This window comes from Halobaculum sp. XH14 (assembly GCF_032116555.1).
GTDB classification, from domain to species: Archaea; Halobacteriota; Halobacteria; order Halobacteriales; family Haloferacaceae; genus Halorarum; species Halorarum halobium.
This window is the reverse complement of the sequence record NZ_CP134949.1, coordinates 1479726-1494170: the sequence shown is the minus strand read 5'-3', so window position 1 is coordinate 1494170 and position 14445 is coordinate 1479726. Positions and strand designations below refer to the sequence as shown.

General features: G+C 67.2%; 15 protein-coding genes and 2 tRNA genes. 7 read left to right on the top strand and 10 right to left on the bottom strand.

Features of this window, described 5'->3' with window-relative positions:
- Window positions 1-26: 26 nt before the first annotated feature.
- The 3 genes from RJT50_RS07600 to RJT50_RS07590 form a co-directional block, all read right to left on the bottom strand.
- Window positions 27-101, bottom strand: a tRNA-Glu gene (locus RJT50_RS07600).
- A gap of 147 nt (window positions 102-248) precedes the next feature.
- Window positions 249-1397: a metal-dependent hydrolase family protein gene (locus RJT50_RS07595; protein ID WP_313695568.1), complete on the bottom strand. Its 1149-nt coding sequence runs from the start codon at window positions 1395-1397 to the stop codon at window positions 249-251.
- A 227-nt stretch (window positions 1398-1624) separates the two neighbouring features.
- On the bottom strand, window positions 1625-2956 hold the full coding sequence (locus RJT50_RS07590) for an ABC transporter substrate-binding protein (RefSeq protein ID WP_313695566.1): 1332 nt from the start codon (window positions 2954-2956) through the stop codon (window positions 1625-1627).
- Between the two features lie 387 nt (window positions 2957-3343).
- On the opposite strand from RJT50_RS07590, the gene udk reads away from it, so the two are divergent.
- Window positions 3344-4030: a uridine kinase gene (gene udk / locus RJT50_RS07585; RefSeq protein ID WP_313695564.1), complete on the top strand. Its 687-nt coding sequence runs from the start codon at window positions 3344-3346 to the stop codon at window positions 4028-4030.
- 88 nt (window positions 4031-4118) lie between these two features.
- Here udk and RJT50_RS07580 read toward each other — a convergent pair whose 3' ends face one another.
- Window positions 4119-4439 carry a DUF5785 family protein gene (locus tag RJT50_RS07580; RefSeq protein WP_313695561.1) on the bottom strand — a complete coding sequence of 107 codons (321 nt, stop codon included), beginning with the start codon at window positions 4437-4439 and terminating at the stop codon, window positions 4119-4121.
- 128 nt (window positions 4440-4567) lie between these two features.
- On the opposite strand from RJT50_RS07580, the gene RJT50_RS07575 reads away from it, so the two are divergent.
- Window positions 4568-5089 (top strand): hypothetical protein, encoded by a 522-nt coding sequence (locus RJT50_RS07575; protein WP_313695558.1) that lies wholly within the window; start codon window positions 4568-4570, stop codon window positions 5087-5089.
- Here RJT50_RS07575 and RJT50_RS07570 read toward each other — a convergent pair whose 3' ends face one another.
- On the bottom strand, window positions 5090-5842 hold the full coding sequence (locus RJT50_RS07570) for a glycosyltransferase (RefSeq protein WP_313695557.1): 753 nt from the start codon (window positions 5840-5842) through the stop codon (window positions 5090-5092).
- Between the two features lie 200 nt (window positions 5843-6042).
- Between RJT50_RS07570 and RJT50_RS07565 the strand changes: the two genes are divergently transcribed.
- Window positions 6043-7311: an MFS transporter gene (locus tag RJT50_RS07565; protein ID WP_313695946.1), complete on the top strand. Its 1269-nt coding sequence runs from the start codon at window positions 6043-6045 to the stop codon at window positions 7309-7311.
- Window positions 7312-7409: 98 nt separating this feature from the next.
- A complete protein-coding gene (locus RJT50_RS07560; protein WP_313695556.1) occupies window positions 7410-7676 on the top strand; it encodes a hypothetical protein in 267 nt (88 codons plus the stop codon).
- Between the two features lie 69 nt (window positions 7677-7745).
- On the opposite strand, the gene RJT50_RS07555 is transcribed toward RJT50_RS07560, so the two are convergent.
- The 3 genes from RJT50_RS07555 to RJT50_RS07545 all read right to left on the bottom strand — a co-directional run bounded on the left by RJT50_RS07555 (window position 7746) and on the right by RJT50_RS07545 (window position 9439).
- On the bottom strand, window positions 7746-8207 hold the full coding sequence (locus RJT50_RS07555; protein WP_313695555.1) for an SPW repeat protein: 462 nt from the start codon (window positions 8205-8207) through the stop codon (window positions 7746-7748).
- 144 nt (window positions 8208-8351) lie between these two features.
- A complete protein-coding gene (locus RJT50_RS07550; RefSeq protein WP_313695553.1) occupies window positions 8352-8774 on the bottom strand; it encodes a DUF3054 domain-containing protein in 423 nt (140 codons plus the stop codon).
- Window positions 8775-8848: 74 nt separating this feature from the next.
- Window positions 8849-9439 carry a class I SAM-dependent methyltransferase gene (locus tag RJT50_RS07545; protein WP_313695551.1) on the bottom strand — a complete coding sequence of 197 codons (591 nt, stop codon included), beginning with the start codon at window positions 9437-9439 and terminating at the stop codon, window positions 8849-8851.
- Window positions 9440-9505: 66 nt separating this feature from the next.
- Here RJT50_RS07545 and RJT50_RS07540 point away from each other — a divergent pair, with 66 nt between their 5' ends.
- The 3 genes from RJT50_RS07540 to RJT50_RS07530 all read left to right on the top strand — a co-directional run bounded on the left by RJT50_RS07540 (window position 9506) and on the right by RJT50_RS07530 (window position 11367).
- Entirely contained in the window at window positions 9506-10120 is a 615-nt protein-coding gene (locus RJT50_RS07540; RefSeq protein WP_313695549.1) for a GNAT family N-acetyltransferase, read from the top strand.
- Window positions 10121-10254: 134 nt separating this feature from the next.
- Entirely contained in the window at window positions 10255-11232 is a 978-nt protein-coding gene (fen, locus tag RJT50_RS07535) for a flap endonuclease-1 (protein ID WP_313695547.1), read from the top strand.
- A 60-nt stretch (window positions 11233-11292) separates the two neighbouring features.
- Window positions 11293-11367, top strand: a tRNA-Glu gene (locus tag RJT50_RS07530).
- 239 nt (window positions 11368-11606) lie between these two features.
- Here the strand turns inward: RJT50_RS07530 and RJT50_RS07525 are convergent.
- Both RJT50_RS07525 and RJT50_RS07520 read right to left on the bottom strand, forming a co-directional pair.
- On the bottom strand, window positions 11607-12206 hold the full coding sequence (locus RJT50_RS07525; protein WP_313695545.1) for a hypothetical protein: 600 nt from the start codon (window positions 12204-12206) through the stop codon (window positions 11607-11609).
- Window positions 12207-12445: 239 nt separating this feature from the next.
- Window positions 12446-14431, bottom strand: a complete 1986-nt coding sequence (locus RJT50_RS07520) for a SpoVR family protein (RefSeq protein WP_313695542.1) — start codon at window positions 14429-14431, stop codon at window positions 12446-12448.
- Window positions 14432-14445 lie beyond the last annotated feature (14 nt).

The window sequence follows — 14445 nt, the reverse complement described above, 5'->3', positions numbered from 1 at the left end:
TGCGGGAGGCACCGTCGAAGGAGAAATGCTCCGGCGGGGATTCGAACCCCGGTCATCACCGTGAGAGGGTGATATGATTGGCCGGACTACACCACCAGAGCGTCCGTCACACCGCGTCGGTGTGCACTCACAGGTAGCGCGGACCGGATTAAAACGGTGTCGCTTCGACCCCGCCGTGTGGCGGATTGGCGCGCGCACGGCCGATGGACTCCGCGACTCACGGGGTTCGATCCTGAACCCCGGTTCACTCAGACGACCTTCTCGCCGTCGGCGAACACGTGGGCCGGGTCGACCCAGGCGTCGGCGTCCTCGGCGGGGTTCTCCGCCAGCACGACGAGGTCCGCGCGGAACTGCTCCGTGACCCTCCCGACGTCGTCGAGCCCGCAGAGTTCGGCGGCGTTCACGGTCGCCGCCTCGAGCGCTTCCCCGGGCGTCATCCCGTACTCGACCATGTAGCTCATCTCCTGGGGGATGTCACCGAAGTAGTTGAACGGGGTCCCGGCGTCGGTCCCCATGGCGACCCTGACGCCCTCGGCGGCGGTGTGGTCGAACGAGGTGACGAACGAGTCGACGGCCGCCTCGGCCTTGGCCATCGCGGAGTCGGGGATGCCGGCGTCCGGGTTCTCGACGATGTTGAACACCGCACACGCCGTCGGGACCCACCAGGTGTCCGCCTCGGCCATCGCCGCCGCGGCCTCCCGGTCCATGAACGTGCCGTGCTCGATGCTCGTGATGCCCGCCTCGACGGCGTTCAACAGGCCCTCCTTCCCGTGGGCGTGCGCGGCGGTGGGGACCCCCTTCGCCGATGCGGCTTCGACTGCCGCCTCGATCTCCTCGAAGGTCAGTTCGGGCGCGCCCGTCTGGGCTCCCTCGGTGAGGACGCCGCCGGTGGCCATGCACTTGATCACGTCCGCGCCGCGCTTGAGTTGCTCGCGGGCGGCGCGTCTGACCTCCGCCGGACCGTCGGCCTCGCGTCCGAACCAGTGGCCGTGACCGCCGGTCATCGTCACGTTCTGCCCGCACGCGAGCACGCGGGGGCCGACGAGGCGACCGTCCGCGACCGCGTTGCCGGCGTCGAGCGCGAGGGTTCCCGTCCCGCCCAGGTCGCGGACCGTGGTCACCCCTGCTTCGACCGCGGCCCGGAGGTTCTCGGCGGCCACGTACGCGTGATCGAAGTCGCTCTCGGTGATCGCGGAGGCGACGTCCGGCCGGCCGTCCATCATCAGGTGGACGTGACAGTCGATGAGTCCCGGGGCGACGAACTGCCCCGACACGTCCGTCTCCTCGTCGCCGTCGCCCACGTCGCCCACGGCGACGATGTCGCCGTCCTCGATGGCGACGTCGGCCTCGCGGACGCCGTCGGCGTCCACGACCGTCCCGTTTCTGAGTACGTGCATCTCGTGGGTGGGTACGAGTACCGGGGCGTAAACCCCAGGGTAGCGAGCGCGATTGCCGGTACGAGCCCGTGAACGACGGACACGAGGCCAGCAACGGAACCAGGGGACCACAGATCGCATCGACGGAGCGAGGCACGGCCGAGCGCGGGTGGTCGGCGCGCGTACGCGCCGCTCGACGGTGAGAGCCCGTGTCGGCGGTCGGCGAAAAATTCGGATCGCGGGTGGAGTTACGCCTGGAAGTCGATCGTGCTGACCGTCTCGATGTTGTTCTCGACGTCCGTGTTGTACTGGAAGTACTCGTAGGTCACGGCGGTCATGTCGCCGTTCTCGTCGAAGTCGACGCTCGAGGACGCGCCGGTGTAGTAGACGGCTTCGCCCTCGGCGGCCAGCCGGATCCCCTCCGCGAGGTTCGCGGCGGTGATCTCCGTCCCGTCGTTCGGGTTCGCCACGGCCCTCAGCTGCTCCTTGATCGCGTTGCCGTCGTTCTCGCCGGCCGCCGCGTTGGCGAGCAGGCAGACGGCGGTCGCGTCGTACGCCTGGGCGTTGAACACGCCCGGCGCACGGTCGTACTCGCTCTCGTACTGCTCGACGAACGCCTCCTGGCCGGGGCCCTGCGCGAGCGGGGCCGTCCCGTAGACGTTCGCCATGTCGTTGCCGACCTCGTCGGGGAGCGTCGAGTCGCGGAGGCCGTCCGTGACCATGATGTTGGTCTCGGTACCGTAGTCGGCGTAGAAGTCACGGAAGATCTGGATCCCGGACGCCGGGTAGCCGATGACGACCAGCAGCGACGGGTCGCCGCTCATGACCTCCGAGAGCGGCGACGAGTACGAGGACTGCTCGGGTTCGAAGGCGACCTCGGACTGAACCGAACCGTCGCCGCTCTCGTACGCGCTGACGAACGAGTCCTTCAGCGCCTGGCCGTAGTCGTTGTTCAGGAACAGCACCGACGCCGAGGAGTCGCCGAGCTCCTCGGTCGCGACCTGTGCCATGACCTCACCCTGGAGCGCGTCCGAGGGGCAGGTCCGGTAGATCAGGTCGTCGTCGTCGAGGTCGGTGATCGCCGGGGACGTCGAGGCCGGCGAACAGCCGACGATGCCGTTCGGGATGAACGTCTGCTGGTACACCTGGAGGCTCACCGCCGAGGACGCCGCGCCGGTGACGGATGGCGTCCCCGCGCTGGCGAACGAACTCGCCGCCTGAACGCCAGCCTGCGGGTCTGTCTGGGTGTCCTCCTCCTGAAGCTCGATCGTGACCGGAATGTCCGCGTCCTCCAGCACCGCCGCCGGGAGGATCGCGCCGTCACGGATCGGGCCGCCGAGCGACGCGAGGTCGCCCGTGACCGGCATCAGCACGCCGTGGTTGATGGTGCGGGACTCGCCGCCCGAGTCCTCCGGCGTGTCGGTTTCGGCGTCGCCGTCCGTGTCACCGTCGCCGGCGTCCCCTTCGGTCGGGGTCGCGTCCCCGCCGTTTCCGTCCTGGGTAATACAGCCGGCGAGGCCGACGACGCCAGCGCCTCCGACGCTCTTCAGCACGTCACGACGGTCGATATCACGTACCATATAGTCGAACATGCCCCAACCGGTTATAAAGTTGTCCGATGTGATGGTACTAGCCATCTACCGATTTGCAGGGGGTATGGTGCGTTCTCCGACGGTTGCCCGAACAGTGGTGGTATTCTTCCAACAGTAAGCGGGATCGAACGCTCGAAACCCGGTCACGAGTGAGTCGGTCAGCGACGGGCCTCCAGTCAGCACCCGGGGCCCCCTGGCCGTGGCCACTCGGAGGTCCCCCACGCCGACGGTCCGACTGCACCCGAGCCACGACCCACCGTCGTCGTGAGGGCGCGGGCCGGACGGGTCCTCGGGAACGAACGAGTTCCGAAAATACGCACGTTCTCCGAAGTACGAACGATGCGTTCAAACCGTCGGGCGCCGCGGTATCGGACGATGACCTACCCCTCGTTCGTCGTCGGCATCGCCGGGGGTACCGGTGCCGGCAAGACGACCGTCTCACGGCTCATTACCGAGAACGTGGTGGACTCGGTGACGCGAATCCCGCTCGACAACTACTACGAGGACCTCTCGCACCTCGACCTCGACGAGCGCGAGGAGATCAACTACGACCACCCGGACGCGTTCGAGTGGGCGTTGCTCCGCGACCACCTCGAGACGCTGCTCTCCGGCCAGCGGGTCGAGATGCCACAGTACGACTTCGAGGTACACAACCGGAAGGACGAGTCGGTCCCGGTCGAGCCCACGGACGTCATCATCCTGGAGGGGATCCTGGCGCTGTACGACGAGCGGATCAACGACATGCTCGACCTCCGGCTCTACGTCGAAACGGACGCCGACGTGCGCATCCTCCGGCGCATCGAGCGCGACGTCGTGGACCGGGGCCGCGACCTCGAGGGCGTCATCGACCAGTACCTCTCGACGGTGAAGCCGATGCACGAGCAGTTCATCGAGCCGACGAAGAAACACGCCGACCTCATCATCCCCGAGGGGGCGAACTCGATGGCGATCAACCTCCTGGAGGAGCGGATCGAAAACGAGATCGCCGGCGACGCGACGCGCACCTGGGAACGTGGCGCGCTCGAAAAACGCGTCACCGGCGGACAGCTCGACGTCGAGTGAGCATCCGGGACGGCGTGGTCGATCCGCCGGGCGCGACCACGGACCGATCCGAACGGGAGGAGAGTCCCCGGGACCCTGCCGTCGAGTGCTACTCCAGGAAGGCGTCGGCGCCCTCGTAGGTCCAGTAGCCCTGTTCGCGCATGGCGGCCCCGACCGCCTTGTGGAACGCGACGATGTCGTCGTACACCTCGTCGTCGTCGATGCCGGCGAAGATGTCCTCGACGGAGACGACGGTGTCGGCGTCGAGCCGAACCGGGTAGTCACCGTACTCCTCGGCGTAGTCGCCGGCCCGAAGCGGGAAGTCCTCCTCCTCGTCGACGTTCTTCACCAGCACCGCGTGGCCGTACTTGCGTCGACCCTCGCTACCCTGCTCGCCGTCCGGGTCGTGTGGCCAGTCCTGCGCGCTCATTGCAACTGCGTACAGACGGGCTCGGATTAGGTGTTTCGTTCCTCGGAAGCGCCGACTGAGTCCCCCGGTTTCGGGAGGAAAAATTATGAAGCTACGCATTCGGGACCGAAACGATAGGTGTACTCATCGTGACTGATTCAGGCTCTAACAGGTCAGATGGTGCGGGAAACGCACTCGATGCCTTCTACTCACGGCTCGAGACGTTTCGTGGAAGGGAGGCATGGGTAGCGGTGGGGAGCATACAGATTGTCGCCTCGGTTGCGTTGTCCGCGCTGTTCCTGATCGACAGCAAGAGCGTCTCCGTCGTCGGCGCATTTACGCTTGCGACCCTGAGTACGTCCATCTCGTTTCACACCTTCAGTGTAGCGAACACGGTGTTCTCCTGTGGCGTGAGCCGGAACGACTCAGAAGTGTTCGAGAAGGGGAAGGATATGACGAAAAACGCCAAAGGAATGTTAGTCGCCAGCGTATTTACCGCTGGAGGTGCGTTCTCCTGGCTGCTTTCGACGTCCGTATCCGACACCGTCTGGTGGTGGTTCGGCGGGGGCGGGATGATCCTCCTCATCCTGGGTTCTACCGTCTTTCTCTACGTCTCGTATCACCAGGGCAAACACTCCGAATGGTACGAGGAGATTACGGTCCCGGAATAATCACTCTACTGTCCCGAAATTTCCGCGGCCGACCCGGAGTATGTGATGGAGAAACGCGACGCCGGTCCGGAGTGACACGGTGCTTCGGCCGGCGGCTCGCCTATCGAAGCGGTAGGGGACCTCGATTACCGCATCGCTACCCACCTGTGCGAGTACTTCCGGGAGGATTTTCAGTCCGTATCCGGAAATCTCTATGTCGAACAGACAGGATTTATCGGCAACGAACAGTCCGCTGAGTGGATCCGAAAGCGGCCTGAGTTGCTCGCAACTCATCTTCGCCAGTCGAGTACTGGCCCGACTGATCGCCTCCCGGGGGAGTGAACACTGAACTGCCGAACCGGCCCGGTACCGTGATGCAACTGCGACGGAACATGTGCCAGAATTAACATTCGTGAATAGCTCGGGGAGAACGTCCGGCGGGTGCTGGCCGTCACCGTCGAGTACAGCAACGATGTCGGCTTCGGAGCGCTCGATCCCCTCTACCACCGCGCTCGCACGGCCCTGCTTACTACTGCGTTCGACAACGGTGATACGAAAGTCGTTCTCGAACTCACGTCTGACTGTCTGTGCCGTCTGGTCGGGGCTACTGTCATCGACAACAAGGACCTCGAACGAATACCCCGAGAGAGCAGCGATAGCCCCCTTGACGACGGAGCCGATGGTCTCGGACTCATTGTACGTCGGAATAACTATCGAGACCGCGAGTGGATCAGTCCCTCGAGTTTGCCGCCTTACGGTTATTTTTTCGGACATACTCCGTGACTGCGGACAGATACACCATCGTCTCGGGGTTTCGTAATATAACGAACGATTCGGTAGGCAAACCTCTCGGGATCGAGTCGCTCGGACCTAAACCTTCGAACCCCAATGTGCCGCAACCGACGCTTACAGGTGCGCCAGTCCCGCACGCCGAACTAGTGAATCGAAACGATCGCTCGATCGTCGCGCTCGTCATGCTGGCCCACGGGATGGTCCACACCTACGAGCTCTCCATCCCCATCTTCATCCCGGTCTGGCTCGACGCGTTCGACGTCATCAGCCTCGGCCCCGTCGAACTCGCGGTCACCTCCGCGACGCTCGGCGTGCTCGTCACCGTCGGCTACGGCCTGTTCGGGCTCGGCGCGCTCCCCGGCGGCATCCTCGTGGACCGCGTCGGCTCGCGTCGGCTCATCGTCGCCTGTCTCGCGGGCATGGCCGGCTCGTTCCTCCTGCTCGGGCTCGCCCCCGGGCTCGTCGCCATCACGCTGGCGATGGTCGTCTGGGGCGTCTCGGCCTCCGTCTACCACCCGGCGGGGCTCGCGCTCATCTCCAAGGGCGTCGAGGAGCGCGGCTCCGGGTTCGCCTACCACGGCATCGCGGGGAACCTCGGCATCGGGCTCGGCCCGCTGCTGACCGCCGTCATGCTGCTGGTGTTCGACTGGCGAGCCGTCGCGATGGTGCTGGCCGTGCCCGCGCTGCTCGCGGCGGCGTACGCGACGACGGCCAGCTTCGACGAGAACGCCGCGGTCGAACCCGCCGCCGACGGCGGCGATTCGAAGGCGTCCTCGGGAGTCGACTCGCTCGCCGAGTTCCGCGCCGAGAGCGCGAAGCTGTTCACCGGCTCGTTCGCGCTCGTCTTCCTCGTCGTCATGTGTTCCGGACTCTACTACCGGGGCATCCTCACGTTCATGCCCGACCTCCTCCAGGGGCTCCCGACGTTCGAGCCGATCCCCGTTTCTGCGGTCGTTCCCGGCGGCCTGCTGGAGACGCTGGGCATCGAGCAGGTCGGGTCGACCCGGGTTCGCCCGGGCGACTACTTCTACTCCGGCCTGCTGATGGTCGGCGTGCTCGGCCAGTTCGTCGGCGGAAAGCTCACCGACCGCATCCCGGTCGAGCACGGCATCGCGGGCGGCTTCGGGCTGCTCGCCGTCCTCGCGGTGCTGTTCCTCCCCGCGGCCAACGCCGGCGTGATCCCGCTGCTCGCGCTCGGGTTCGTGCTCGGCGCGGCGCTATTCGTCGTTCAGCCGTTCTACCAGGCGACCGTCGCGGAGTACACCCCGGCCGGGACGCGCGGCCTCTCGTACGGCTACACCTACCTCGGCGTGTTCGGCGTCGGCGCGCTGGGCGGCACCGTCGCCGGCGTCGTCCTCGAGTACGCGAACCCGCCGACGCTGTTCGCGGTGCTCGCCTGCTTCGCGCTGGTCGCCTGCGCGGTCGGCATCTGGCTCTCACGCGGTCGGTGAGCGTCGGTTCCCGGCTCGTACGGGGCCGATAGTCCGTCATCCCGGTCGGATTCGAAGCACGTATCCCTGTCCTCGGTAGGGAGTGAACAAGAAGCGATATGAGCCGCGTACCGACGACCGAAACCGCGGGCGACGTGGACCTGTTCTACCGGATGGCGCGCGAGTTCCCGGTACGGACGTGCATCTTCACGTTCGGCCTGCCGCTGTTCGCGCTGTTCCAGTTGATCAACGGCGTCATCAACGACGGCTCGCTCCTCGTCATCGCCTGTTTTTCCGCCGTGGTGGTCGCCTACTCCGTTCTCGTCACCCAGTACCACGTGGCGTCGTACCGACGCCAGCGCGTGACCCGAACGCCGGCGGAGTAGGACGCTCGACCGGCCGGGCCTCGCCGACCGCCGGGACGAGGACCGGCCGTGGCGGGTCGACCTCCTCGACTACCCCGTCGTCCGTCGAGCGGTCCGTCGCCGGTCACGTCCCCTGTAGGCGCTGTAGGCACCCAGGATGAACGCGAACAGGCCGACGACGACGTCGTTCCAGAACGCGAAGCCGGTCGCGGCTCCGGCGTCGCCGAACACGAACGGCGACGCGACGAGCCACAGACCGAGCACGGCCGCGAGGCTCGCTGCGGCTACGTTGGCCATCTGCGCGTCGGCCCGTCTGTAGTAGTTGTACCCGCCGGCAGCGAGCAACAGCAGGCCGACGACGACGTCGTTCCAGAACTGTCCCGCGACGAGGTCGAGCAGGACCGCCTCGACGATCATCCAGACGCCCAGCAGCGCGATGATCGCCGAGATCCACCTGCCGCGATCGTCCGCCGTCGTGCTCCCTGTGGTCGTGCGGTCGGTCTCTCCCGTCCGCTCGTCGTCCATCTCCGTGTCTCCGGTTCGTTCACTCATGGTGCCACCCCCGTAATATTCGCCAGTCGGAGGGAAGAAGCGACGGCTTTCGATGGCAAGCGCGCACTGAACGGGGGCGAAAGTCGGCGTACTGCGGTGGGTTCCGTCGGTCGAGCGTGGCCGGGGTTCCGTCGACCCGGACGCTCAGACGAGTCGTGCCGCGAGGACCCGCCAGAGGCCCAGACAGACGCTGCCGACGACGATCATCACGACGGCGAAGACGAGTTGGACGCCCCCGTCGACCCACGGGGTCGCCCGGACCGCGAGGCCGATGACGGCCGCCGGGACCCACGAGCGGATCGTCAGCGGGACCGACGCCTTCGCGGACTCGACCGCGCCCGCCGAGTAGGCGCCGACGAGCGGCGCGGCGACGACCCATCCGAGCAGGAACGGCGCGGCGATGGCGAGCAGGGCGGTCAGGTCCCCGACCCCCGCGGGCGGGAACGAGACCGATTGGTGACGGATCGACCCGGCGTAGACGAACGCCAGGATTACCAGCACGTCCCCGAGTGCGAGCGGGAGCGCCCCCGCGTCCACCCGGCGGTCGAGGAAGTCGGCGACTGCCATGTCCGGGCGTTCGCCCGACCCGGCTTAATCTCCCGGGTTCTCGGTCGGCCGATCGCGCCCCTCTCGTCGAGCGATCAGGCTGCGTCGGTCGGTTTTACGCCGACGACCGTGTAGCCGAAGCCGGGATGGACGACGTAGCTCCGGAGACCGAGCGTCTCGAGGACCGACGCGAGGTCCTCGGACGCGAAAAAGCGTGAGTCCATCCCGACGAGGTGTTCGGTCGCGGCCAGCAGACGGCCCCGTCGCGTGGTCGGATCGAACTCCCGGACGAGGAGGACGCCACCGTGAGCGAGCACGTGAACACAGTCCGCGAGCGCGAGTTCCGGGGCCGGGAAGTGGTGGAGCGCGTCGGTCACGACGACCGCGTCGACGGTCCCGTCGCCGATCGGAAGCGCGCCCGCGTCGGCGCGGACGACCGGGTGACCCGCGTTCCGCGCACGGGCGAGCATCCCGACCGAGAGATCGACGACGATCGGGTCGATCCCGCGACCGCCGAGCGCGCGTGCGGCACGCCCGGTCCCGCCGCCCACGTCGAGCACTCGCTCGAGCGGCCGGTGTGCGAACGCCAGTCCGGCCCGGAGGTCCTCGGGCGTCGCGGCCGGCATCACGCGGTCGTACCCCGCGGCGACGGCGTCGAAGAACCTGACGTCTCCGTGCCCGAGCATGCGTCGTGGTTCGTCCGCGCCGGGCAAAGCCGTGGCGCTCATGGCGGTCCGGGCCCGAGTGGGGGTATGGAGTCCCGGCTGCTCGGCTGGCCCGCCGCGGGCCCGACGCTCCGACTCGACTACCGTCGGTACGCCTACGCCGGGAAGTTCGTCATGTCGAGCACCGGGAAGGCCGTGCTCGTCCCCGACGGGTGGGACGGTCGCGAAGGCCGGTCCGGACGGGCCGATCCGACCGATCCGACCGACGCGGACGCGTCCATGCGGACGGACGTGTTCGCGGGCGTGGCGTTCGACGAGGACCGAACCGACCCCGGAACCGTTCGGCTCCGATACGTCACCGTCCGGGACGACAAACGCGGCGAGGGGCTCGGCCCACGACTCTGTGCGTTCGTCTGTGAGCGCACCGCCGAGCGGGGCTACGACCGCATTGGCATCGCGGTGAACAACCCGTACTCCTACGAGGCGCTCCACCGCGCCGGGTTCGGGTTCACCGGCGAGGAAACGGGGCTGGCCGAACTCGTGCTCGAACGGCCGACGGGCGCGCCCGCCACGTCGGATCCGGAGCGGTACCGGGCGGGCCTGGACGCCTTCGCCCGGCGAGGGGAACTGACCGACGCCGAGCGGACGTTCATCCGGGAGAAGCGGGCGCGCGGACCACCGGAGCCGACCGCGGTCGAGTGAGCCGAGAGTTCGGGGGAGGCCCGAGAATTCGAGTGCGCCGAGGGTTCGAGGGAAGGCCGGGGGTTCGAAGGGCCGTTCCGGACGGGCGAACGCGACTCGGGAGTTTCAACACCCGGACCGTCCTATGGCCGCCGATGGGAAACGCAGACCTCCGTGACCTGGCCGCCATCGAGGAGGTGGCCTTCGAGGACCTGGGCGGCGTCGTCGCGGTCGACGCGCACAACTGGCTCTACCGCTATCTCACGACGACGGTGAAGTTCACCGCCGACGGGACGTACACGACGGCGTCGGGGACGGAGGTGGCGAACCTGATCGGCATCGTCCAGGGGCTGCCGAAGTTCTTCGAGCACGACCTCACTCCCGTGTTCGTCTTCGACGGCGGCGTCACGGACCTGAAGGACGACGAGGTGGCCAAGCGCCGCGAGGCGCGAGAGAAGGCCGAGGAGCGGCGGCAGGCGGCCGAGGACCGCGGCGATTCCGTCGAGGCGGCGCGCCTGGAGGCCAGGACCCAGCGGCTCACCGACACCATCCACGAGACGTCGCGCGAACTGCTCCGACTGCTCGACGTGCCGGTGATCGAAGCGCCGGCCGAGGGCGAGGCCCAGTGTGCCCACATGAACCGCGTCGGCGACGTGGACTACACCGGCAGCGAGGACTACGACGTGCTGCTGTTCGGCGGGCCGCGGACGCTCAGAAAGCTCACCTCGTCCGGCGACCCCGAACTGATGGACCTCGACGCGACCCTCGCGGAGCTGGACGTGAGCTACGAGCAGCTGGTCGACATCGCGATGCTCTGCGGGACGGACTTCAACGAGGGCGTCTCGGGCATCGGGCCGAAGACGGCGCTGAAACTCGTGAGAGAGCACGGCGACCTGTTCGCCGTTCTGGACGCCCGCGACGCCGACATCGAGCACGCCGAGCGCATCCGCGAGTTCTTCCACCACCCGCCGGTCACGGACGACTACGATCTCGACGCGACGGTGAGCCCGGACGTCGCCGCCGCCCGGGAGTACGTCGTCGACGAGTGGGAGGTCGACCCCGAGGAGGTCGAACGCGGCTTCGAGCGCATCGAGGAGGGGCTGACCCAGACCGGACTGGACGACTGGACCTGACCGGGCGCCGGCACCGCGATTCGACACGATTAACACACCCGGAGCGGAAGGTGGTGATACGCTCGGTTGGTGTAGTCCGGCCAATCATGTTGGCCTTTCGAGCCGACGACCAGGGTTCAAATCCCTGACCGAGCATGTTCTGACGAACGGAGTGAGGAAGAACACGCCCAGGTAGGGGATTTGAAGTAGACGAGACGCGGCGTCGAGCGAAGCGAGGCGACCGTCTCGGTGTGGTTCCAATCCCTGACCGAGCATTCTGCGAGGAACGAAGTGACGAGCTGAAGCGCAGGAAGAGCGTGGAGGGACCGAGTGCGAAGCGAGCGCGTCCTGTTCGGGGAGACGTCGCCCGTTCCCCTTCGGGTGACGAACCGGCGCTAGAAACCCCAGCGAAGGCCGGACATCGAGACGACGATCGCAACCATCAACACGAGTTCGACCATGCTCAGCATGCCATACTTCCGGTTGAGATCGGCAAGACGCTCGTGATCCGTCTCCTGTGCGGCGATCTCGTCGAACATTCCGACGGTGAACTTGTGCAGCGGTCCGAAGCCGAGAACGAGGAGTGCGACGGCGAGGACGAGTGACGTCCAGAGAGCGGGCGTCGGGGAGTCCCACAGCCCCATCAACCCGGCGAGGCCGATACCGGACCCGACGACGCCGATCGAGAGCGGTTCCATGAGGAACGTCATCTTCGGCACGAACCCCTCGGCGAACTCGGCGTTCGCTTCCCGGGAGAGACTCCCCATCACGGGGCCGAGAACGACCGCCCCCAGCACCGCTGTACCGAACCAGAACGCCCCGAGAAAGAGGTGGACGGTGAACAGGATTCGCGGGTCGTTCGAGAGGTAGCCCGCGATCGGGAGTATCAGTGGGACGGCGACCGCGCCGGTCGTAAACTTCCGATCCGCCGCATCCGCCATCAGACTGTACCGCTCGCGTCTGTTCTCCGGTCTCCACGCGTCCGTCAGTGACATCTGGCACTACCCCACATGGCCGGGAGATGACGGAGCGGTGATAAAACAGCTGTGAATCTGGCAACGGGAGGATGAGATCGCCCCGGTGGAAGACGGAGATACCCCCGAATCGCGCGACGGGTCTAGCTCGGCCGACAACGGAGCGGGCCTCGGTGGGACGACGATGCCCCGCCGGGACGCGACTCACCGATCGGAGGTTTCGTTTCGATCGGATCGAAACCCACGGAAAAGGGGTCGGACTACGCGAGCCACTCCTCGGGCTTCGTGTCGTAATCGACGCCCTCCGCGCCGATACGCTCCTCCAGGTCCGGGTCGAGGTCGTGGTGCTCGATCTCGGCACCGTCGTACCTGATGAGCGTGCCGACCTCCTCGCCGGCCGGCTCGTAGCCGCGGCGGCTCGCCACCTCGAGTTCGTGCTCGTCGTACTCGGTGACGATGGTGGCGAGGTTCACCGGGCGGCCCCAGAGCTCGAACGCGCGTTCGAGCGTCCGCTCGGCCTGCTCGACGTCGAGCGCGACGCCGTTGTACCGGTGCCCGAGCAGCAGTTCGCCGCGGTTGGCGTAGTTGCCGTCGAAGACGGCGACGCTGGGCTTGCCGAAGTTCGTGAACCGGAGCAGGAGCTTCCTCTTCACGTCCTCGGGGTCGGTGCTGGAGACGCGATAGCCGCCCGCCGCCCGCGAGTACTCGTAGGTGAAGTAGTTGCCCTCGGTGACGAACTCCGAGGTGAGGAACTCGTCGATGAACGTCACGTCGTTGTGGCTCTCCCGGACCTCACGCATCCGGTCCCAGCCGAGGCCGTAGTCGACCTCGGCGAGCGCCTCCTCGACGCTCGCGTACTTCGAGTCGTCGAACATGTACCGGGCGAGCCGTTCGAGTTCCGAGCGTCCGACGCGCGAGAGGAACCCCCGATTGGCCGGCTTGGCAAGCGAGAAGTGTCGCTCCGCGAGGCCGTCGGAGGTGAGCACGTACCAGGGATAGCGGTCGACGTCAACCTCCCCGTCGCGCGCCGCCGTGAGCCCGTCCGCGTCCACCCGCGGATCCTCGGGGTCGAGCCGGTCCAGCGTGTCGGACCGGATCTCGTCGACCATCTCGTCGGGCGCGAGCAGTTCCTCGACCGCCTCGAAGTCGACCACGTCGTGGAAGCTCCGCCAGGTGATGCCGTCCACGCGAAGCAGTTTGTCCACCACCTCGCGGCGGTTCGTGGTGTTCTCGATGTACTCCCAGAGCTCCTTGCCCAGCTTGTACGGGTTCAGCCCCTTCGAGCCGAGGACGCGCGACTGGTGGTCGGCGTAGGTGAGGAACTCGTCGGTCGTGGCGAACCCCTCCTCGGCCATCATCAGCGACTCCCAGTAGGCCGCCCAGCCCTCGTTCATCACCTTCGTCAGCTTCTGTGGCGCGAAGTAGTACGCCTCGCGTCGGAGCAGTTCCAGCGTCTCGTCCATCCAGGGCTCGCGCTCCTCGGCCTTGCCCTCGTCCTCGTCGTACCGCTCGCCGTGCTCGCGGAGGAACGCGAGCACGTCCGGGCGCGGCACGCTCGGGCTCTCCTCGCTCTCGCGGGCCGACACCCACTCCTCGTCGAACACCTGGTCGCGGACCTCCGGCGAGAGCCCGAGCCGGTCGAGCCGCTCCTCGATGTCGGCGACGTCCTCCTCGAACTCGCCGCCGCGCTCCTCGGCGAGCGCCCGGTGCTGGTCGATGGTGTCCTCCAGACAGAGCACGGCGTCGATGAACCGCTCGACCTCGCCGCGGTCGATCTCCGGGTCCGCCATGAACCCGGCGATGGTGCTGGCGTGTCGCTCCAGCATCGCCGCGGCCGCGGGCTCCTCGCGGTCGCCCGCGAACCGGGCGAACCACTCGTTGTTCCGGAAGAAGTCCGCGTGGGCCTCGACGTGTGTGATGACCGCCTTCTGGTCGGCGAGGCCGTTCGACTCCTGGAGGAACGCGTGGCAGGGGTTGTCGTTGTTGACGATCTCGAACGCCTTCCCCATGCCGAACGCGTCCTGCTTGCGCTGGCGGTCGTACTTCATCCCCCAGCGCCAGTGCGGGTAGCGCGTCTGGAAGCCGTCGTACGCGATGAGCTCGTTCATCTCGTCGTAGTCGACGACCCAGTAGTTCACCGGGTACGGCCGCAGGCCGAGCCGTTCGGCCAGCTCCCGGGCCCTCTCGGTCGGTTCGGTCAGCCGCGCCGCCTCGCGGCGGGCGTGTCGGTTCTGGTTCGTTGTCATGATCGCACCTCGGC